This is a genomic window from Streptomyces xanthochromogenes (assembly GCF_014650455.1).
In the GTDB taxonomy this organism is placed as follows: Bacteria; Actinomycetota; Actinomycetes; order Streptomycetales; family Streptomycetaceae; genus Streptomyces; species Streptomyces xanthochromogenes.
Genome location: NZ_BMUZ01000010.1, coordinates 19,119 through 38,838 on the forward strand (window position 1 = coordinate 19,119; position 19,720 = coordinate 38,838).

Annotated in this window: 16 protein-coding genes and 1 pseudogene; 10 read left to right on the forward strand and 7 right to left on the reverse strand. The window is 72.0% G+C overall.

All coding sequences use genetic code 11. The features are described from left to right. Positions 1 to 128: 128 nt before the first annotated feature. Complete coding sequence (locus tag IE267_RS24865; protein ID WP_161250635.1) at positions 129 to 2,312, forward strand: ATP-binding SpoIIE family protein phosphatase; 2,184 nt, start codon at positions 129 to 131, stop codon at positions 2,310 to 2,312. Here IE267_RS24865 and IE267_RS24870 read toward each other — a convergent pair. From IE267_RS24870 to IE267_RS24890, 5 genes and pseudogenes are all read right to left on the reverse strand, one after another. After that, positions 2,249 to 3,346 (reverse strand): AI-2E family transporter, encoded by a 1,098-nt coding sequence (locus IE267_RS24870; RefSeq protein WP_189764782.1) that lies wholly within the window; start codon positions 3,344 to 3,346, stop codon positions 2,249 to 2,251. The two genes, IE267_RS24865 and IE267_RS24870, sit on opposite strands and share 64 nt — an antisense overlap. 513 nt (positions 3,347 to 3,859) lie before the next feature. Further along, positions 3,860 to 4,658, reverse strand: a pseudogene (locus IE267_RS24875) (pirin family protein). A 166-nt stretch (positions 4,659 to 4,824) separates the two neighbouring features. Beyond that, positions 4,825 to 5,286, reverse strand: coding sequence for an SseB family protein (locus IE267_RS24880; protein WP_100575483.1), 462 nt, complete (start codon positions 5,284 to 5,286; stop codon positions 4,825 to 4,827). Between the two features lie 43 nt (positions 5,287 to 5,329). Beyond that, entirely contained in the window at positions 5,330 to 5,545 is a 216-nt protein-coding gene (locus tag IE267_RS24885; RefSeq protein WP_189764783.1) for a DUF397 domain-containing protein, read from the reverse strand. Then, positions 5,526 to 6,377, reverse strand: a complete 852-nt coding sequence (locus IE267_RS24890) for a helix-turn-helix domain-containing protein (protein WP_189764784.1) — start codon at positions 6,375 to 6,377, stop codon at positions 5,526 to 5,528. The genes IE267_RS24885 and IE267_RS24890 overlap by 20 nt, the downstream gene beginning before the upstream one ends. A gap of 117 nt (positions 6,378 to 6,494) precedes the next feature. Between IE267_RS24890 and IE267_RS24895 the strand changes: the two genes are divergently transcribed. From IE267_RS24895 to IE267_RS24925, 7 genes are all read left to right on the forward strand, one after another. Beyond that, entirely contained in the window at positions 6,495 to 6,713 is a 219-nt protein-coding gene (locus IE267_RS24895) for a hypothetical protein (RefSeq protein ID WP_167158558.1), read from the forward strand. Between the two features lie 115 nt (positions 6,714 to 6,828). Then, complete coding sequence (locus tag IE267_RS24900) at positions 6,829 to 8,658, forward strand: acyl-CoA dehydrogenase (protein ID WP_189764785.1); 1,830 nt, start codon at positions 6,829 to 6,831, stop codon at positions 8,656 to 8,658. A 244-nt stretch (positions 8,659 to 8,902) separates the two neighbouring features. Beyond that, a complete protein-coding gene (locus tag IE267_RS24905; RefSeq protein ID WP_189764786.1) occupies positions 8,903 to 9,328 on the forward strand; it encodes an SRPBCC family protein in 426 nt (141 codons plus the stop codon). 184 nt (positions 9,329 to 9,512) lie between these two features. After that, positions 9,513 to 10,808, forward strand: coding sequence for a M18 family aminopeptidase (locus IE267_RS24910; protein WP_167158556.1), 1,296 nt, complete (start codon positions 9,513 to 9,515; stop codon positions 10,806 to 10,808). A 118-nt stretch (positions 10,809 to 10,926) separates the two neighbouring features. Next, positions 10,927 to 11,142 carry a DUF6458 family protein gene (locus tag IE267_RS24915; RefSeq protein WP_189764787.1) on the forward strand — a complete coding sequence of 72 codons (216 nt, stop codon included), beginning with the start codon at positions 10,927 to 10,929 and terminating at the stop codon, positions 11,140 to 11,142. Positions 11,143 to 11,304: 162 nt separating this feature from the next. Next, positions 11,305 to 13,989, forward strand: coding sequence for an AfsR/SARP family transcriptional regulator (locus IE267_RS24920; RefSeq protein WP_189764788.1), 2,685 nt, complete (start codon positions 11,305 to 11,307; stop codon positions 13,987 to 13,989). 165 nt (positions 13,990 to 14,154) lie between these two features. Beyond that, positions 14,155 to 14,964 (forward strand): DUF4232 domain-containing protein, encoded by an 810-nt coding sequence (locus IE267_RS24925; protein ID WP_229861403.1) that lies wholly within the window; start codon positions 14,155 to 14,157, stop codon positions 14,962 to 14,964. Positions 14,965 to 15,013: 49 nt separating this feature from the next. On the opposite strand, the gene IE267_RS24930 is transcribed toward IE267_RS24925, so the two are convergent. Then, positions 15,014 to 16,834 carry an NHL domain-containing thioredoxin family protein gene (locus IE267_RS24930; RefSeq protein WP_189764790.1) on the reverse strand — a complete coding sequence of 607 codons (1,821 nt, stop codon included), beginning with the start codon at positions 16,832 to 16,834 and terminating at the stop codon, positions 15,014 to 15,016. 76 nt (positions 16,835 to 16,910) lie between these two features. Here IE267_RS24930 and IE267_RS24935 point away from each other — a divergent pair, with 76 nt between their 5' ends. Then, the gene (locus IE267_RS24935; RefSeq protein ID WP_167158550.1) at positions 16,911 to 17,405 is read left to right on the forward strand and encodes an LURP-one-related/scramblase family protein; all 495 of its coding nucleotides are present in this window, start codon (positions 16,911 to 16,913) and stop codon (positions 17,403 to 17,405) included. A 485-nt stretch (positions 17,406 to 17,890) separates the two neighbouring features. Here IE267_RS24935 and IE267_RS24940 read toward each other — a convergent pair whose 3' ends face one another. Further along, positions 17,891 to 18,709: a carbon-nitrogen family hydrolase gene (locus tag IE267_RS24940; RefSeq protein WP_167158548.1), complete on the reverse strand. Its 819-nt coding sequence runs from the start codon at positions 18,707 to 18,709 to the stop codon at positions 17,891 to 17,893. A gap of 165 nt (positions 18,710 to 18,874) precedes the next feature. On the opposite strand from IE267_RS24940, the gene IE267_RS24945 reads away from it, so the two are divergent. Next, positions 18,875 to 19,699 carry a maleylpyruvate isomerase family mycothiol-dependent enzyme gene (locus tag IE267_RS24945; protein WP_167158546.1) on the forward strand — a complete coding sequence of 275 codons (825 nt, stop codon included), beginning with the start codon at positions 18,875 to 18,877 and terminating at the stop codon, positions 19,697 to 19,699. The last annotated feature ends 21 nt before the right edge of the window (positions 19,700 to 19,720 follow it).

Sequence of the window (19,720 nt, forward strand, 5' to 3'; positions counted from 1 at the left end):
CGCCCGGTGCGTGGCCCCCTCGCGATCCGGTACCCGCCCCGCTCGCGGCCCGCTCACGACCTGCTCACGACCTGCTCACGACCTGCTCTCGGTGGCGATGAGCCCCCGGATCTTCTTAAATAGGGGCAATGCGCACAGAGGACGTCCTGGCCGCGATCGCGACCGGCCTGTGGCGCTGGGACAACGGCTCCGGGACGGTCACCCTCGACGCAGAGGCCGCCCGGCTCCTCGGGCTGCCCGCCACACCGGCCACCCTGACGGAGTCCGCCGTACGCTCCCGGTTCCACCCGGTCGACTGGAACGAGGTCGACGGCATCGTGAACCTCGCCGTCGCCGAGGGCACCCTCGCCGAGGTCCGACTGCGGATCATGGACGAGCACGGCCACGTGCTGCGCACGGTACGCAGCCGCTCCAAGCCCATCATCAGGGGCGGGGACTACCTGCTGATCGGCACCATCCAGGAGGTCGCCGAACCCCAGCCCGGCACCACCGCCGCCCACCCCTCGATCACCGGCGACTGGCGGCGCTCGCGCGAGGCCTTCCTGCTCGACGCGGGCCGCGCGCTCGCCGAGGCCCGCTCCACCTCCGAGGTGCTCCGGGTCGCCGCGTCCCTGTCCATGCCGGGGTTCTCGCCGGACGGCCTCGCCGTGTTCGGGGTGGCCGGCGAGCGGCTGACGATCATCGGGCACCACGGGCACAACCCCGGGGACGACGGCCCGTTCACGGACATGGCGCTCGACATGGACTACCCGGCCGCCGACGTCGTGCGCAACGGGCGGGCGATCTACCTGCCGTCCCCGCAGGAGTACCGGCGCCGCTTCCCCGCCACCTGGCCGCTGGCCCAGCGCTTCGACCGCCACTCCTGGGCGTTCGTCCCGCTGATCGTCGCCGGGCGCACGATCGGCGCGTGGATGGCCGCGTTCAAGCACCCCGTCGCCTTCACCCCCGACGAGCGCTCGGTCCTCACCACGGTGGCCCGCATGCTGGCGCAGGCGCTGGCCAGGGCGGGCGAGGCGGAGAGCGAGCGCGAGCTCTCCCTCGGCCTCCAGCGCGCGATGATGCCGACGCTGGGCCCCGAGATCCCCGGCATGACGGTCGCCGCCCGCTATGTGCCGACCGGCGGCGGCCTCCAGGTCGGCGGCGACTGGTACGACATGATCCCGCTGCCCGGCGGCGGCTCCCGCACGGACGGCGACGGCGGCAGGTTCGCCCTGGTCATCGGTGACGTACAGGGCCATGACGTGCGGGCGGCCGGCCTGATGGGCCAGCTGCGGATCGCGCTGCGGGCGTACGCGAGCGAGGGCCACAGCCCCGACGCGGTCCTCTCCCGCGCCTCCCGCTTCCTGTACGGGATCACCGAGTCGTACGGGGTGCCCGACCCCTACGGCGACGGCTACGAGGACTACGCGCCCCGCTTCGCGACCTGCCTGTACATCGAGGTCGACCCGGCCACCGGCACCCTCGACATCGCCCGGGCCGGCCATCCCGACCCGGTGATCCGCACCGCCGACGGCACCGCCCTGATCCGCTCCACGGCGGGCGGCCTGCCGCTCGGCATCGAGGCGGACTCCGACTACCCGACGACCCGGCTCGTCCTCGACCCGGCCGAGACGATCATGATCTGCACGGACGGTCTGATCGAGACCGGCGGCCACGACATGGCCAGCGGCTGGACGCGGCTGCGCCCGGTCCTGGAGAAGCACACCGGGGACAGCCTGGAGCAGCTCGCCGACGAACTGGTCCAGGCCGTGCACGGGCCCTCCTCGCACCACACCATCGGTCCGCTGGTGGACCGCCGCGAGGACGACATCGCGCTGCTGCTCCTGCGCCGCAACGCCGTCACCGGCCGGACCGGTCCCGCCTCCCCGGCCCCGGTCCGCCGCACCGCCCTGACCGTCGCGCAGGCCGAGCCGGAGCAGATCGCGAGCGCCCGCCGCCAGCTGCGCGAGCTGCTGCACGACTGGGCGGACGAGGAGCAGGTCGACTCGGCGGTCCTGATGATCTCCGAGATGATCACCAACGTCCTGGTCCACACCGACGGCGACGCCCTCCTGGTGGCCGAGGCGAGGGGCCCCCTCGGCACCCGCCGCCTGCGCGTCGAGGTGGCCGACGCCAGCGACGAACTCCCCCACCGCCGCCGCCCCGGCGAAATGGCCTCCAGCGGGCGCGGCCTGATCCTGATGGAAATGCTGGCGGACGCGTGGGGCGTGGACCCCCGCGGCGACGGCAAGTCGATCTGGTTCGAGCTCTACGAGACGGGGGCGGAGGGGGCGTCCGATGCGGGGCCGGCGTCACCGGGGTCGGCGGAGTAGCGGTCGCGCAGTTCCCCCACCACGGCGAACGCGGCCGCCGCGACCGGGACGGACAGGAGCATCCCGACCAGGCCCGCCACGCTCGCGCCCGCCGTCAGCGCGATCATGATCATCGCGGGGTGCATCTGGACGGTCCGGCTCTGGATGACGGGCTGGAGGATGTGCCCTTCGAGCTGCTGCACGGCGAGCACGATCCCCAGCGTCCACAGCGCGGTGCCGAATCCGCGGTCGGCCAGCGCGACGAGTACGGCGACGGCGCCGGACACGAAGGCGCCCAGGTAGGGGATGTACGCCCCGATGAAGACCAGCGCGCCCAGCCCGAGGGCGCCGGGGACGCGCAGGATCAGCAGGCCGACGGTGATGCAGACGGCATCGATGAACGCGATGAACGTGGTGCCCCGCATGAACCCCTCGACCGCCTCGAAGGCCCGGCGCGCCATGGCCTCGACGACGTCCCCCGCACCGCGCGGGGCCAGGGTGTGGGCGAGGCCCACCGCCCGGTCGGAGTCCTTGAGGAAGAAGAAGGTCAGCAGGAGCGCGAGCACGCTGGTGGCGAGCAACGAGCCGATCAGGCTGAGCCCTTCGAGCACCCCGCTCGCGGCGCCCGCGCCGAACTTGGCCAGCAACTGCTTGGCATTGTCGGCGAGGTTGGTGACACCGTCCCCGCCGGCCACCCCGAAATGGTCGGCGACCCACTGTCCGGCCTGTTTGAGCGAGGCGACGATCTGGTCCCCGGTGTCCAGGAGCGCGGTGACGACGACGTATCCGGCGCCCCCGACCACCGCGACGAGCGCGACGCAGGTCAGCGCGGCGGCGATGGACCGCTTCACCCCGATCCGGATCAGCCACCGGTGCACGGGTCCGAGCAGCGCGGTGCCGAGCAGGGCCAGCAGGACGGGGGTGACGGCGGTCTTGAAGATGATGCACAGCCATACGGCGACGGCGACGACGCCGCTGACGAGCAGCACGACGACGCACCAGGCGGCCGTGCGGCGGGCGGCTTCGGGCAGCAGATGCGGCCGGGACGTCTCCATCCCGCCAGCCGACCACGGCCCGGGGGGCCGCGCCTCAGGTGCGGGGCCGCCCGGGTGACGCACCGTCAGCTACCGCTACCCCCAACCCGCTTTCGCCCTCGCGCCGTGCGGGCTGCTCGCGCAGTTCCCCGCGCCCCCGAAACCCGTTTACGTCCTCGCACCGTGGGTGGTTGCTCGCGCAGTTCCCCGCGCCCCTAAAAACCCGCCGTCGGGCGCGGACCGTGCCCGCTGCTCGCGCAGTTCCTCGCGCCCCCAAAACCCGACGTTGGCCCTGCACCGTGGGCGCTTTTCGCGCAGTTCCCCGCGCCCCTGGTAGTACCGGTACTGGGGCACCTACAGCCCGTCCGGCGATTGAGGACGAGCGCCGTTCAGGCGCGAACGGGGGTGCAGGGGGCAGAGCCCCCGCCGGGGTCTGGGGCGCAGCCCCAGGGGCCGGAACCCATCCAACCCGCCGCACGGGCGGGAGGGTGGGCAAACCCCCCGGGGCTGGGCGGAGCCCCAGGGGGCCCGGGGTTACATGCCGTGGACGGCCGGGATCGAGCCGAGGCGGCCCTTCTGGAAGTCCTCGAAGGCCTGCTCAAGCTCCGCCCGCGTGTTCATGACGAACGGCCCGTAGTGCGCCATCGGCTCCCGGATGGGCTGCCCGCCGAGCAGCACGACCTCCAGGTCGGGCGCGTTGGAGTCCTGCTTCTCGTCCGCGCGGACGGTCAGCGAACCGCCCTCGCCGAACACCGCGGTCTGCCCCATGTGCACGGGCCGCCGCTCCGCACCGACCGAGCCGCGCCCGGCCAGCACGTACGCGAGGCCGTTGAAGTCCTCCCGCCACGGCAGCGTGACGGACGCACCCGGCCGCAGCGTGGCGTGCACCATCGTGATCGGGGTGTGCGTGATCCCGGGGCCGTCGTGCCCGTCCAGCGAGCCCGCGATGACCCGCATCAGAGCGCCACCGTCCGGCGAGGTCAGCAGCTGGACGGAACCGCTGCGGATGTCCTGGTAGCGCGGGGCCATCATCTTGTCCCGGGCCGGCAGGTTCACCCACAGCTGGAGGCCGTGGAAGAGCCCGCCCGACATGACGAGCTGCTCCGGCGGCGCCTCGATGTGGAGCAGACCGGCTCCGGCCGTCATCCACTGGGTGTCACCGTTGGTGATCGTGCCACCACCACCGTTGGAGTCCTGGTGGTCGAAGATTCCGTCGATGATGTACGTGCCCCTGCGGAGCAGTGGTCACGGCAAGGACGGGACGGGCCGCAGCACCCTCCGGCGCGGTCACGCGCGGCAGGGTCAACGGGTTTTCGACGGTCACAGCAGGCATGGGACGGCCCTCCTTGCGGGGATGCTCTACGTTCAAAGTAGTTGAATGGTGAACAGCTTGCAAGGCACGCCCATTCCCGACCCCCTTCCGGCCCCGCCCCGGACGCACTTCGGGCCCGCACCCCAAGGGGTACGGGCCCGAAGAACCCACTGCTCAGCCGGTCCGGCTATCCGTACATCCGCCGCATCGCGAAGTCGACCATCTGCTCCACGGCCTTCGCGTCGAAGACCATCCGGTGGTCGCCCTCCATGTCGAGCACGAAGCCGTACCCGGTCGGAAGGAGGTCGATCACCTCGGCGCCGGTGATGACGAAGTACTTGGACTCCTTGCCCGCGTACCGGCGCAGTTCCTTCAACGAGGTGAACATCGGGATCACCGGCTGCTGCGTGTTGTGCAGCGCCAGGAACCCGGGGTTGTCACCGCGCGGGCAGTACACCCGGGCCCCCGCGAAGATCTGCTGGAAGTCCTCGGCCGAGAGCGAGCCCGTGGTGAAGGCCCGCACCGCGTCGGCGAGCGAGGGCGGCGACGGCTCCGGGTACAGCGGCTGCTCCCCGTAACCGCCCTGCATCTGCTGCTGCGGCGGGGCGTACTGCTGCTGCGCGCCCGGGTTCTGGTCGTAGCCGTACATGCGCCCAAGACTACCGACGCGGGGTCCTGGCGGACAGCGGGTCTCAGCCGCGGAGGCCCGTGCCCTTCACCGCCTCGACGAAGGGTGCCCAGGCGCTGGCCGCGATGATCAGTGCGGGGCCGTTCGGCGCCTTGGAGTCCCGTACGGGGACGACCCCGGGGAGGTTGTCGGCGACCTCGACGCAGTCACCGCCACTGGCGTTGCTGTACGAGCTCTTGCGCCAGCGGGCCGCACTCAAGTCAAAGCCGTTGCTTGCCATTTCGGTAGTCCTCTGCCGCATCTCGGAGAAGAGAGAGGGACACCTCCGGCGGCAAGGCGGCGGCCCTCAGCAGATCGTAGGACCTGCGGTAGTCCTTCACGAGGGCTGGATAGTCGATGAGTTGGCCGCTGTGGACACCTTCGGTGTACGCCAGCGCGGGCGCGTCCGGAAAGGTCATGAGCTTGACCATGCCCATCATGAGGGGGTGCGCCGACGTCGTTTCCGGCAGAACCTGCAAAATGCCCCGCGCAGACGTGACGACATCGCTGATGCAGTCCAGCTGCTCAGCCATCTCCTCTGGCGGCAGTAGAGGCCTGCTGATCAGGGACTCGTGCAAGATCGCCCAGAACGCCGGTGGATTCTCGCGCTTCCACAGCGCATTGCGTTCCATGCGGACGCGCAGCTGTTTGTCGACCGTGCCAGCCTGCAACCAAGGCCGCCCTGTCCGGATGACCTTCGATGCGTATGCCTTCGTTTGGAGCAGCCCGGGAACGACTGCGGGTGCCCACTCCTCGATGGTCTCCGCTACCGGCTCCATCTCCGCGACGTCGGCGAAATACTCCGCATGCCCGGACTGCTTCGCCCGGCGGGCGTCTTCACAACGGCGTTGGAAAAAGCCGTCCGTGCCGAGGCGATCGTCGACATGCTTGGCCAGATCCAGGGGCATACGGCGCTCGCCGCGCTCGATCTGGCTCAGGAACGGCACGCCGCGGAAGCTGCCCTCGGCCAGTTGCTCAAGCGTCAGGCCCGCTGCCTCGCGCTTGTAGCGCAACTCCGCACCATAGAAGGACGGCACGTTCGCCGACGCGTCCGTGTCCTTGCGAGGGGGCACAACTCACCACCGCCATTTGCCAGTTGCCGGGCGCAATGTGAACCACTTCCGACGGTAGGGCACCCAGCGTCACTCTGTGAGGGATTCGTCACACACCGCACTCACAGGAGGCACCCCATGGGCAAGACCCCCCTTCCGCCCCGCCGGGACGACACCTACGCCGTCGTCATGGAGCTGCGAGCCGCGCTCGCAGAGCACGGCATCACGCTGCCCTCCCTCGGGCGGGACTTCGGTACGCCCCCGCTCGTCATCCTCGGGAACTGCAACACCGAGACCGCGCGGGCGCTCACCACGGCACTGGAGCGCCACCCGGCCCACCAGAGTTCCCCTGCCTGACACGTCACAGTTCTCGGCCAGAGGTTGCGCGTTATTACCCGTGGGTAGCATCATCGGAGGTACTGACCTACTTGCTGGTAGATGTAACCGACACCCTGCTTACGGAGCCGTCGCCATGGGGCACTACAAGTCGAATCTCCGCGACATCGAGTTCAACCTCTTCGAGGTGCTCGGACGCGACAAGCTGTACGGCACCGGCCCGTTCGGGGAGATGGACGTCGACACCGCCAAGTCGATCCTGGAGGAGATCGCCCGTCTCGCCGAGAACGAGCTGGCCGATTCCTTCGCGGACGCGGACCGCAACCCGCCGGTCTTCGACCCCGCCACGAACACCGCTCCGGTCCCGGAGTCCTTCAAGAGCTCCTACAAGGCGTTCATGGACTCCGAGTACTGGCGCCTGGGCCTGCCCGAGGAGATCGGCGGCACCGTCTCGCCGCGCTCCCTGATCTGGGCGTACGCCGAGCTGCTGCTCGGTTCGAACCCCGCGATCTGGATGTACTCCTCGGGCCCGGCCTTCGCCGGCATCCTCTTCGCCGAGGGCAACGAGCAGCAGAAGAAGATCGCCGAGCTCGCGGTCGACAAGCGCTGGGGCTCGACCATGGTCCTCACCGAGCCGGACGCCGGCTCGGACGTCGGCGCCGGCCGCACCAAGGCCGTGCAGCAGGACGACGGCTCCTGGCACATCGAGGGCGTGAAGCGCTTCATCACGTCCGGTGAGCACGACATGGAGGAGAACATCCTCCACTACGTCCTCGCCCGCCCCGAGGGCCACGGCCCCGGCACCAAGGGCCTGTCCCTCTTCCTCGTGCCGAAGTTCCACTTCGACTGGGAGACCGGCGAGCTGGGCGAGCGCAACGGCGTGTACGCGACGAACGTCGAGCACAAGATGGGCCTGAAGGCGTCCAACACGTGCGAGATGACGTTCGGCGACCAGCACCCCGCCAAGGGCTGGCTGATCGGTGACAAGCACGACGGCATCCGCCAGATGTTCATGATCATCGAGTTCGCCCGCATGATGGTCGGCACGAAGGCGATCGCGACCCTGTCGACGGGTTACCTCAACGCCCTTGAGTACGCCAAGGAGCGCGTCCAGGGCAGCGACCTCTCGCAGTTCATGGACAAGACCGCGCCGAAGGTGACGATCACTCACCACCCGGACGTGCGACGCTCGTTGATGACGCAGAAGGCGTACGCGGAGGGCATGCGCTCGCTCGTCCTCTACACCGCCTCCATCCAGGACGCGATCCAGGTGAAGGAGGCGGCGGGCGAGGACGCCAAGGCGCTCGTCGGCCTCAACGACCTGCTGCTGCCGATCGTGAAGGGCTACGGCTCGGAGAAGTCGTACGAGAAGCTGTCGTCCGAGTCGCTCCAGACCTTCGGCGGCTCCGGGTACCTCCAGGAGTACCCGATCGAGCAGTACATCCGTGACGCCAAGATCGACACGCTGTACGAGGGCACGACGGCCATCCAGGGCCAGGACTTCTTCTTCCGGAAGATCGTCCGGGACCAGGGTGCGGCCCTGAACACGCTCTCCGAGGAGATCAAGAAGTTCCTCGCCGAGCAGAACGGCAACGCGGAGCTGGGCGGCGCGCTCGACTCGCTCGCCAAGGCGGCCGTCGACCTGGAGGCGATCGTCGGCACGATGATCACCGACCTGACGGCGACGGGCGAGGACGTCAAGAACATCTACAAGGTGGGTCTCAACACGACCCGTCTGCTGATGGCCTCGGGTGACGTGGTGGTCGGCTACCTGCTCCTCAAGGGTGCGGCCGTCGCCGCCGAGAAGCTGTCCTCGGCCTCCGCGAAGGACGTCCCCTTCTACACCGGCAAGATCGCGGCTGCGAAGTTCTTCGCGGCGAACGTGCTGCCGGGCGTCGGTACGGCCCGCTCGCTGGCCGAGACGGTGGACAACTCCCTGATGGACCTGGACGAGGCGGCCTTCTAGGCCTCCGTCGAGGGAGGGGCTCGGGGTGGTCGGACCCCGGGCCCCTTTTCGCCGTCACCGGGCCTCTCTGCGCTGTCCCCCGGCCGGGCCCCGGCCCTCACCCGTCGAGCCCGTCGCAGGCCGGCGGAAAGTTCGGTCGTCGGAGCGGTCCCCCGGGCTCAACGGGGGTACACGGCACCCAGAACTTCCGGGCTGCCGGACCTCCGGGCTGCCGGGGCTGGAGCCGACGAACGAAAGGCGAATCGTGTCCGCATCCCTCGTGGAAACCGTCGATGTCAACGCGCCCGTCTCCGTCTCCTGGGCGCTCTGGAGCGATGTGACCCGGTGGCCGAAGTTCCTGAGTCACGTGCGCCGCGTCGACCGGCTGGACGGGCAGCGTTTCGCCTGGCAGCTGGAGATCCCGGGTGCCGACAAGAACTTCGTGGCCGAGCTCACCGAGGTGGTTCCGGAGGACCGCATCGCCTGGCACACCGTGGACGGGGTCGATCACGCCGGTGTCGTCACCTTCCATCGCCTGACCGATACGACGAGCCGGGTGACCCTGCAGATCGAGTACGACCCGAAGGGGTTCATCGAGCACCTCGGCGCGCTCACCAACCTCGACTCGGCACTCGCCAACTACGACCTCGGCGAATTCCAGAAGCTCGCCGAGACGGCCGCGGCATCCTGACGGTTCACGTCCGGACGGGCCTGCCGCTCCGGCTCCGACCCGCGCGAACGGCGTCCGGGTCGGAGCCCCGGGCCCGGGCCGTTCGGACCCCGTCGCAGGGGCGGGAGGGCAGACCAGCCGGGGCCAAACGGGGCAAGACGCTCGGGGCCCCGGGGCGGGGGCGGCCCGCCGCTAGGGTGGCGGCATGAGCACACCGCCCCGCTTCGACCGCGGCCACACCGACGACCTGATGACCTTCCTCGCGGCGAGCCCGTCGCAGTACCACGCCGTGGCCAACGCAGCCGCTCGCCTGGAGAAGGCCGGGTTCCGGCAGGTGCAGGAGACGGACGCCTGGGACGGCACGCACGGCGGGAAGTACGTGCTGCGCGGCGGTGCCATCGTGGCCTGGTTCGTGCCCGAGGGCGCCGAGCCCCACACCCCGTACCGGATCGTCGGCGCCCACACCGACTCCCCGAACCTGCGCGTGAAGCCGCAGCCCGACTCGGGCGCGTACGGCTGGCGTCAGGTCGCCGTCGAGGTCTACGGCGGGACGCTGCTCAACACCTGGCTCGACCGCGACCTCGGCATCGCGGGCCGTCTCACCCTCAAGGACGGCAGCCACCGCCTGGTCAACGTGGACCGGCCGCTCCTGCGCGTGCCGCAGCTCGCCGTGCACCTGGACCGCTCGGTGAACACCGACGGGCTCAAGCTCGACCGCCAGCGCCACCTCCAGCCGATCTGGGGCCTCGGCGACGACGTGCGGGAAGGCGACCTGATCTCCTTCCTTGAGCAGGAGGCCGGGCTCGCCGAGGGCGAGGTGGCCGGCTGGGACCTGATGCTGCACTCCGTCGAGGCACCCGCCTACCTGGGCCGCGACCGTGAGCTGGTGGCCGGGCCGCGCATGGACAACCTGCTGTCCGTGCACGCCGGGATCGCGGCCCTCGCCGCCGTGTCCGGCGCCGACGACCTCCCCTTCATCCCGGTGTTCGCCGCCTTCGACCACGAGGAGGACGGCTCGCAGGCCGACACCGGTGCCGACGGCCCGCTCCTCGGCAACGTCATGGAGCGCTCGGTGTTCGCCCGCGGCGGCACCTACGAGGACCGCGCCCGTGCCTTCGCCGGGACCGTCTGTCTGTCCTCCGACACCGGCCACGCCGTCCACCCCAACTACGCCGAGCGGCACGACCCCACGCACCATCCGCGCGCCAACGGCGGCCCCATCCTCAAGGTCAACGTGAACGCCCGGTACGCCACCGACGGCGCCGGCCGCGCCGTCTTCGCGGCCGCCTGCGAGCGGGCCGGGGTGCCGTGGCAGACCTTCGTCTCCAACAACGCGATGCCCTGCGGCACGACGATCGGCCCGATCACCGCGGCCCGGCACGGCATCCAGACCGTCGACATCGGCGTGGCCATCCTGTCGATGCACAGTGCGCGCGAACTGTGCGGCGCCGACGACCCGTTCCTGCTGGCCAACGCCCTCACCGCGTTCCTCGCCGACTGAAACGGCCGAACCGGCCGAAAACGGCCCATCAGCCCGAACTCGCTTGCCATCCATGGGGGTTGTCCGTCCGGGGCCCGGGTACTCGGACGGTCCACCACCTTTCACGGAGGCGAGTTCCATGGGCTTGGGCGGCTGCATCATCCTCATCGCGGTGGGGGCCATCCTCACGTTCGCGACGGACTGGCACACGAGCGGCGTGAACGTCCACGTCGTCGGCCTGATACTCATGGCCGTCGGCATCATCGGCGTCGCCGTCTTCACCAGCGTGCTGCGCAGGCGGCGCATGGTGCCCGGGGCCACCGTCGTCGAGGAGGACCGCGACCACCTCATGTGATCCCCGGCCCCACCCCGCGCACCGGGCCGCCCCGTGCGGCCCTCGGCCCGCCCCGTGCGGCGGGGGCCGCCTCGCGCGACCCCCGCACGCCCCGCGTATCCTCGACTGTCCGGGCCCTGACCAGGTCCGGGTGGGAACGGGGAGCAAGGGGGTGTCGCCACCGTGGAGTTCCGCGTCCTGGGAACGGTGGCCGTGGCGACGGAGGACGGCGCGTTCCTCCCGCTCGGCCCCGCCAAACGCCGCAGTCTGCTGGCCATGCTGCTGCTCCAGCCCAACACGGCCGTCCCGGTGGAGCGCCTCACCGAGGCCCTGTGGGACGAAGAGCCTCCGCTGCACTCCCGTACCGTCCTGCAGGGCCATGTCTCACGGCTGCGCGCCCTGCTCGCCGAGCACGGCGCCGAGGCGTACGGGATCGAGCTGGCGACCCAGGGACCGGCGTACGTCCTGCGGCTCCCCGAGACCCTCATCGACGCCCACCGCTTCGAGGAACTCGTCTCGCTCGCCCGCGCCCAGCGCGGCCCGGGCGACGCGGTCCTGATGCTGCGCGAGGCGCTCGCCCTGTGGCAGGGCCCGGCCCTCACCGGCACCGTGACCAGCCCGCCCCTGCAGGCCGCCGCCCACACCCTCGAAGAGCTCAGGCTCGCCTCCGTGGAGGCGCTCGCCGAGGCGTACGGGGAGCTCGGCGAGCACGGCCGGGCCGCCGCCGTCCTGCGCACCGAGGCCGTCGCCCACCCCTTGCGCGAGCCCCTCTCGGCCGCGCTGATGCTGGCCCTGAGCCGCTCGGGGCGCCAGTCCGACGCCCTCGAATGGTTCCACCGCACCCGTCGCCTGCTCGCCGACGAACTCGGCGTCGACCCGGGCCCCGCGCTCTCCGACGCGTACGCCACGATCCTGCGCACCGGCACCCCCGTGACCCCGGTGGAGCCGGCCGCAGAGCAGCCCGAACCAGCCATCTGCGTACCTGAGTTGCTGCCCCGCAGACCGCGCGGCTTCACCGGCCGGCAGGACGAGCTCGACGCGCTCGGGGCGGCCGCGGACGGCCAGTACGGCGCGGTCGCGGTGGTCACCGGCGGCGCCGGCGTCGGCAAGACCGCGCTCGCCGTGCACTGGGCGCACGAACGCCGGGGCGACTTCCCCGACGGCCGCCTCTTCGTCGACCTGTGCGGCTACAGCGACACCCCGGCCCGCCAAGTCACCGTCGTCCTGCGGGAGTTCCTGCTCGCCCTCGGCGTGCCCGTCCAGCGCATACCGGAGACCGAGGCCGGGATGGGCGCCCTGTACCGCTCGCTGACCGCCGACCACCGGATGCTGGTCGTGCTCGACAACGCCCGCGACTCCGAGCAGGTCCGCCCACTGCTGCCGGGCGGCGACCACTGCGTCACCCTGGTCACCAGTCGCGACCGGCTCGGCGGCCTCGTCGCCTCCGACGCCGCCCGCCCGGTCCGCCTCGACGAACTGCCCGCCGACGACTGCACCGCCCTGCTCGGCGCGGTGCTCGGCGAGGACCGGGTCGCCGCCGAACCCGAGGCGGCCGCCCGGCTCGCCGCGCTCTGCGACGGCCTCCCGCTCGCCCTGCGCGTCACCGCCGCCCGCCTCGCCGCCCGTCCCCAGTGGACGCTGGCCGCGCTCGCCGGTGAACTCGCCGACGAACAGCGCCGGTTGGGGCTGCTCAGGGTCGAGGACACCGGTGTCGCCGCCGCCCTGCGCCTGACCGTGCAGCAACTGCCCGAACAGGCCAGGCGGATGTTCCGCTCGCTCGGCCTGCACACCGGCTCCGAGCTCGACCGCTACACGGCCGCCGCCCTGGCCGGGTGCACCCCCGACCAGGCCGCCGCCGCCCTGGAACGGCTCGCCGCCGCCCACCTCGTCGTCGAGTCCGGCCCGCACGGCCCCGACCCGCGCACCCGCCCCGACTCCTACGCCCTGCACGACCTCGTACGCCTCTACGCCCGCGCGCTCGCCCCCGAGGCCGACCCGGACGGGCTCACCCGCCTCCTGGACCACTACCTGCACACCGGCCTGGTCGCCACCGCCACCGCCGAGCCCGGCAGCCAGCCCTGCTTCGTGCCGCCGCCCAGGTCCCGGCGGCCCGCGGCGGTGCGCGAGTTCGAGGACCGCCAGGCCGCGCTCGCCTGGTACGAGGCCGAACGGGCCACCCTGCGCGGGGCGGTGGCCGCCGCCGTCACCGCCGGAATGCACGACCGGGCCTGGCGCCTCGTGCTGCTGCAGTGGCCGCTCATCCTGTGGCGGGTCCGGGACGGCTGGGTGCCGCTGCTCGAACAGGCCCTGATATCGGCCGAGTTGGAGCAGGAGCTGGACGCCCAGTCCCGCACCCGCGCCCTGCTCGGCTGGGTGCTGCACGAGGAGGGCCGCTACGACGAGGCGCTCGCGCACCTGGAGAAGGCACCCGACCTGGCCCGCCGGGCGGGCGCCGTCACCAGCGAGGCCATCGCCCGCATGAACCTCGCCCTCATCCTGGCCCAGTACGGCGAGGCCGCCAGGGCCGGTGAACTGCTCGGCCAGGCACTGGCGTTGGCCGGCCGGGCTCGCGACCGCTCCACCGAGATGCTCGCCCACCAGCATCTGGCCCGCCACTTCCTGGACGCGGGCGACCACCAACAGGCCCTGGAGCACGCCTCCCTCGGTCTCGGCCTCGGCCCGTCGCCGGAGGCCATCCCGCGCCGGGTCCTGCTGCGCACCAGCTACGGCGAGGCGCTGGCCGGCCTCGGCCGCACGGAGGACGCCCGCCGCGAACTCGCACACGCGGCCCACGAGGCCGACGACCACGGTTACGAGGAGGGGGCCGCGGCGGCCCGCGCCCAACTGGCCAGGATCGCGCCCGCGTAAGCTCACGCGGTCGGGACCCGCGGGATGCCGTCGGATGCGGGAGACGACCGGCTCGTGCGGCGCGCCCGCGGGCGGCGCGTTAGCCGGGCGATAGGGGCGGGCGCCAGGCTGATGCGGCAGCGGGGGACAGCCCGCACGGGAACCATGCACAGGGAACGGGGCGCGATGCGCGGGGGCAGGGGGAGTACGGCCGTCGGCGGCCTGGTCGCCGTCGTACTGCTCGGCGCCCTGACGGGCTGCACGGACCGCGTGCCCGCCGCCGCTCCCGCCACCTCCGTGAAGTCGGTGGCGCACGGTTCGTCGGCGCCGGGGGCCGCGACCCCGCGGGAGCGGCCGATTCCGTCCGGCTCCGCATCGGGGACGGGCGCGCCCGGGCAGAGCGCCTCGCCCGGTACCGGTGCCGGTGCCGGTGCCGTGAGCCCGTCGGGCTCGGCCTCGGCGAGTCCGACGCCGGGGGCCCCGGGTCCGGGCACGCACACCGGCCCGGTCGACGACGGGGGTGAGGACGCCCGGATCTTCTGCTCGCCCACCGCGCTGTCCTTCGCCTTCCGCGTCGTCGACCCGGCCGGCAGGGCCGGACCGCGGCACGGCCCCGACGCACGGACCGGAGACGCACGGGCCGGAGCGGACGCGGTCCTGGTGGCCCGCAACACCTCAGGACACACCTGTGTGCTGCACGGCACCCCCACACTGACCGTCCTGGACGGCAGCGGGCGGGGTGCCCCGCTCGTCTCCACCCCGGCCCAGCCGTTCGCGAAGCCCTTCGCGCTGCACCCCGGCGCGAACGGGGTGGCCCGCGTGCACTACTCCGCCCGCCGCGGCTGCCCGGCCACCGGCACGGCGGTGCGGGTGACGCTGCCCGGCTCCGACGCCGCGATCACGGTGCCGGTCCTGGACGGGCACGGCCGCCCGGCCGCCCTCGCGCTGTGCGGGCCGGCCCCGCGGACCGGCCCGTTCAAGCCGGGCTTCGGCTAGGCCGGGAGGCCGCGCTCGGGCCCGGCCCCTGCGCCCGGTCCTGCGACGGCTAGGAGGCCTCGGCCGGGTCCATGCCCGCCAGCACCAGCGGCAGCCTGCTCGCGCCGCCCACGACGAGCCGTACGGGCACGCCCCAGTCCTGCTGGTGCATGTGGCAGGCGGGGTATTCGTTCTCCGGATCGTCGTCGCAGGACGCCGCCATCGCCGACACGTGCAGCACGCCCTCGGCGACCTCGGGGTTCAGGGCGAGCTCGCGCGCGAGGTCGGTGCCCGTGCCCTCGCCCGTGAGCAGCAGCTCGGGCGGCGTCGCGGAGACCAGCAACCGCGTGGACGGGCCGTAGCGGGTGTCCAGCTTCTGGCCGGCCGGCGCCTGGAACACCACGTCCAACTGGAGCCTGCCCGGGGTCACTTCGGTCGCCGAGCGCTGGGTCCGGTGCGCCACCGACTCGACCCGTACCGCCTCGTCGGGCAGCCGGAGCCGGGTCAGGCGGTGCCGCGCCGACTCGACGACGACGATGTCGTCCCCGACCAGCACCGCGTCGCTGGGCTCCCTCAAGTCCGTTGCCAGCGTGGTGACTTGACCAGTCGCCGGATCGTAGCGGCGCAGCGCGTGGTTGTACGTGTCGGACACGGCGACCGAGCCGTCCGGCAGCGCGGTGACACCCAGCGGGTGCTGGAGCAGCGCCTGGGCGGCCTCCCCGTCGCGGTGCCCGAAGTCGAAGAGCCCGGTGCCGACGGCGGTGTGCACCGCGCCCTCGGGGTCGACGTAGCGCAGCGCCGAGGTCTCCGAGTCGGCGACCCAGAGCCGGTCCTCGGTGGCCGCGAGCCCGGACGGCTGCGCGAACCAGGCCTCGTCGCCCGGCCCGTCCACGAGCCCCTCGTTCGTGGTGCCGGCCGCGACCTCGACGGTCCTCGTCTCCGGGTCGTACGTCCACAGCTGGTGCACCCCGGCCATGGCGATCCACACCTTGCCCCGCCACCAGGCGACGTCCCACGGCGAGGAGAGGTCGACCTCAAGGGCGGGCCCGGAGGTGGGCTGCCCCTGCCACCACTGCCTGCCGGTACCGGCGAGCAGCTCGATCTCCCCGCTGACCGGGTCGAACGTGCGCAGCGCGTGGTGGACGGTGTCGGCGACGACGACCTTGCCGTCCGGGAGCAGCGCGAGGCCCTGCGGCTCCTTGAACTGCCCGTCCCCGCCGATCCTGCGCACCACGCCCTCGCCGTCCGGGCCGAGCTCGACCAGCTGGTGGCGGGTGGTGTCGGACACCAGGAGGTTCCCGCCGGGCAGCGCGATCGCCTTGCCGGGGAAGCGCAGGTCGGTGGCGACGGGCTCCGGCGGCACGTAGGGGCCGTCGCCGCGCCGCAGCGTGCCCTTGGCGCCGTGCTCGGCCTCCAGCTCCTCGACGAGCCGCTCAATGGCGTGCGCATGCCCTTCACCGGCGTGCTGGGCGACGACGTACCCCTCGGGGTCGATCACCACGAGCGTGGGCCAGGCGCGCACCGCGTACTGCTTCCAGGTGGCGAGCTCGGGATCGTCGAGCACCGGGTGCTCCACGCCGTACCGCTCGACGGCGTCGACCACGGCCTGGTGCTCGGCCTCGTGCACGAACTTCGGCGAGTGCACGCCGACGATCACGACGGTGTCCCGGTGCTTCTCCTCCAGCTCGCGCAGCTCGTCGAGGACGTGGAGGCAGTTGATGCAGCAGAACGTCCAGAAGTCGAGGATGACGATCCGCCCGCGCAGCTCGGCGAGGTTCAGCTCCTTGCCTCCGGTGTTCAGCCAGCCGCCCCTGCCGATCAGCTCGGGGGCACGGACTCGGGCACGGCGGGGGGCGGGCGCGGGGGTGGGCGCCGGGGCTGCGTCGTTCATGCTTCAAGCTTGCCATCCCCGTATGAACACCCTGTGTCGCCGTTCGGCGGGGCCCCGGGGCGGGCAGAGGGTAGCCATGAAATACCTCGTGCGGGACAAGATCTTCGCCATCGGCGACGACTACTGGATCGAGACCGAGGACGGCCGCCAGGCGTTCCTCGCCGACGGCAAGGCGCTGCGGCTGCGCGACACCCTGGAGCTGAAGGACCCGGCGGGCCGGGTCCTGATCACGCTGCGGGAGAAGATGTTCAGCCTGCGGGACGCGATGACCATCGAGCGCGACGACCAGGCGCTCGCGACGGTCCGCCGCAAACGCCTCTCGCTGCTGCGCAACCACTACCGGGTCCGCCTGGTCGAGGGCACGGAGCTCGACGTCACGGGCAAGATCCTGGACCGCGAGTTCACCATCGAGTACGACGGCGAACTGCTGGCCCACGTCTCGCGCAAGTGGTTCCGGGTCCGCGAGACGTACGCGGTGAACGTGGTACGGGAGGACGCGGACGCGGCCCTGCTGCTGGCGGTGGTGATCTGCGTGATCCGCATGGACGAAAAGGAACGCGACGACGACTGACCCCGGGGGCTCCGCCCCCAGACCCCCGTTCGCGCCTGAACGGCGCTCGTCCTCAAACGCCGGACGGGCTGACATGCCCGATGCGGCCCGGCGCCGAATCCTTCAGGGGCGCGAGGAACTGCGCGACCAGCCACCCACGGTCCGCAGCCGAAAACGGGTTTTTGGGGGCGCGGGGAACTGCGCGACCAGCCACCCACGGCGGCCGGACGAAAACGGATCAAGGGGCGCGGGGAACTGCGCGAACGGCCGCGACGGTCCGCAGCCGAAAACGGGTTTTTGGGGGCGCGGGGAACTGCGCGACCAGCCACGCACAACGGCCGGACGAAAACGGGTTTCAGGGGCGCGGGGAACTGCGCGAACGGCCGCCACGGCCCGCAGACGAAAACGGGTTGAGGGGCGCGGGGAACTGCGCGAAGGGCCGCCACGGGACCGCACCCGGGACCCGTACCCCGGGACCCGCGCCGGGGACCCGCACCCCCGCGGAGCTACCGCTTGGGCGCTTCCAGGCCGAGGACCCTGTCCTTGAGGGCCGGGAAGACCTCCCGGGTCTCGGCGACCCGAGCCGGGTCGAGATCCACGGTCAGGATCTCCTCCCCCGGCCCCGCTTCGGCGAGCACCTCGCCCCAGGGGTCGACGGCGATGCTGTGCCCCGCCTGCTCGACCCCCGCATGCGTACCCCCCGTACCGCAGGCCAGCACGTACGCCTGGTTCTCCACCGCCCGCGCCCGGGCGAGCAGCGTCCAGTGCGCGCGGCGCCGCTCGGGCCAGCCGGCCGGGATCACGAAGGCCTGCGCGCCCGCGTCGACCAGGCCCCGGAACAGCTCGGGGAAGCGCAGGTCGTAGCAGGTCGCCAGGCCGAGCGTGAGCTCGGGCAGCGCGGCGGTGACGAGCTGTGACCCCGCACCCATCAGCACCGCCTCGCCCTTGTCGAAGCCGAACCGGTGGATCTTCCGGTAGCTGTGCGCGAGTTCACCGTCGGGCGAGAAGACGAGAGAGGTGTTGTACAGCACCCCGTCCGCGCCCCGCTCCGGCACGGACCCGGCGTGCAGCCAGACCCCGGCCTCCCGGGCCGCCTCGGACATCTCCCGCGCGGTGGTCCCGTCGAGCGTCCCCTCGCGCGTCCCGTCGAGCGTCTCGGCCTCGTCCGCGAAGAGGTCGTACGCGAACGCCCCCACCGTCCACAGCTCGGGGAGCACGACCAGATCGCTGCCGCGCTGCTCGCGGACCAGCGAACCCACGCGTCGGCGGCGGGAATTGATGGACTCGTCCGGGTTTACGTCGATCTGGATGAGCGAGGCGCGCACGGTACCACCGTCCTGTCCTTCGAGCCGTCAGCACTATGGGAAACAGCCTACGATCGTCACACCAAAGCACTGCCGGGGTGCTGCCCGGCAGCGTAACTTAGCGACCAAGCCTCCCACGCAGTCCCGCAGTCCAGCCCGCGTACAAAAGAACCGCCGAGGGGTCCCGTGACCGTCCATCCCAGCCTTCAGACCTACGCCGATGCCTGGACCCACTCCATCGAGGCGATATCCGAGCTGGTGATGCCGCTCGTCGAGGGCGAGTGGAACCGGGCGACTCCGTGCCCCAACTGGTCGGTGCGGGACATCGTGTCGCACATCATCGGCATGGAGTGCGAGCAGCTGGGCGACCCGAGGCCGATCCACACCCTGCCGCGGGACATCTTCCACGTACAGACCGAGCTCGCTCGCTACATGGAGATGCAGGTCGATGTGCGCCGGCACCATACGGCGCCGGAGATGACCTCCGAGCTGGAGTACACGATCATCCGCCGGGCGCGTCAGCTGCGCAACGAGAACCGCGACCCCGACACCAAGGTCCGCGCCCCCCTCGGCGCCGAGCAGACGCTGGAACTCGCGCTGCGGATGCGGGCGTTCGATGTGTGGGTGCACGAGCAGGACCTGCGCTGGGCCCTCAACAAGCCGGGCAACCTGGACTCGCCGGGGGCGTATGTGGCCCGTGACGTCCTGCTTCAGGCCCTGCCCAAGATCGTCGCGAAGGACGCGGGCGCGCCGCCCAGCTCCGCGGTCGTCTTCGACGTCCACGGACCGGTGGAGTTCCTGCGGACGGTACGGGTCGACGCGGACGGGCACGGCACGGTGGACGGCGCGCCCTCGCTCGGCCCGCTGGTCACCCTCGTCATGGACTGGGAGACCTTCGTGCGGCTCGCCTGCGGCCGGGTCCGCCCGCACGCCGTCGCCGACCGCGTCAAGGCGGAGGGCGACCAGGCGCTGGCCGACGCGATCCTGCGGGAGTTCGCGGTCACTCCGTAGCGCCGATGGGCCGGGGCGGCC

Bases quoted from the DNA above. Each gene is read 5' to 3' on its own strand.
- IE267_RS24915 (WP_189764787.1), top strand. From the start codon at position 10,927: ATGGGCTTGGGCGGCTGCATCATCCTCATCGCGGTGGGGGCCATCCTC.
- IE267_RS24880 (WP_100575483.1), bottom strand. From the start codon at position 5,286: ATGTACGGCTACGACCAGAACCCGGGCGCGCAGCAGCAGTACGCCCCG.
- IE267_RS24885 (WP_189764783.1), bottom strand. From the start codon at position 5,545: ATGGCAAGCAACGGCTTTGACTTGAGTGCGGCCCGCTGGCGCAAGAGC.
- IE267_RS24930 (WP_189764790.1), bottom strand. From the start codon at position 16,834: ATGAACGACGCAGCCCCGGCGCCCACCCCCGCGCCCGCCCCCCGCCGT.
- IE267_RS24870 (WP_189764782.1), bottom strand. From the start codon at position 3,346: ATGGAGACGTCCCGGCCGCATCTGCTGCCCGAAGCCGCCCGCCGCACG.
- IE267_RS24925 (WP_229861403.1), top strand. From the start codon at position 14,155: ATGCGCGGGGGCAGGGGGAGTACGGCCGTCGGCGGCCTGGTCGCCGTC.
- IE267_RS24900 (WP_189764785.1), top strand. From the start codon at position 6,829: ATGGGGCACTACAAGTCGAATCTCCGCGACATCGAGTTCAACCTCTTC.
- IE267_RS24935 (WP_167158550.1), top strand. From the start codon at position 16,911: ATGAAATACCTCGTGCGGGACAAGATCTTCGCCATCGGCGACGACTAC.
- IE267_RS24910 (WP_167158556.1), top strand. From the start codon at position 9,513: ATGAGCACACCGCCCCGCTTCGACCGCGGCCACACCGACGACCTGATG.
- IE267_RS24895 (WP_167158558.1), top strand. From the start codon at position 6,495: ATGGGCAAGACCCCCCTTCCGCCCCGCCGGGACGACACCTACGCCGTC.
- IE267_RS24865 (WP_161250635.1), top strand. From the start codon at position 129: ATGCGCACAGAGGACGTCCTGGCCGCGATCGCGACCGGCCTGTGGCGC.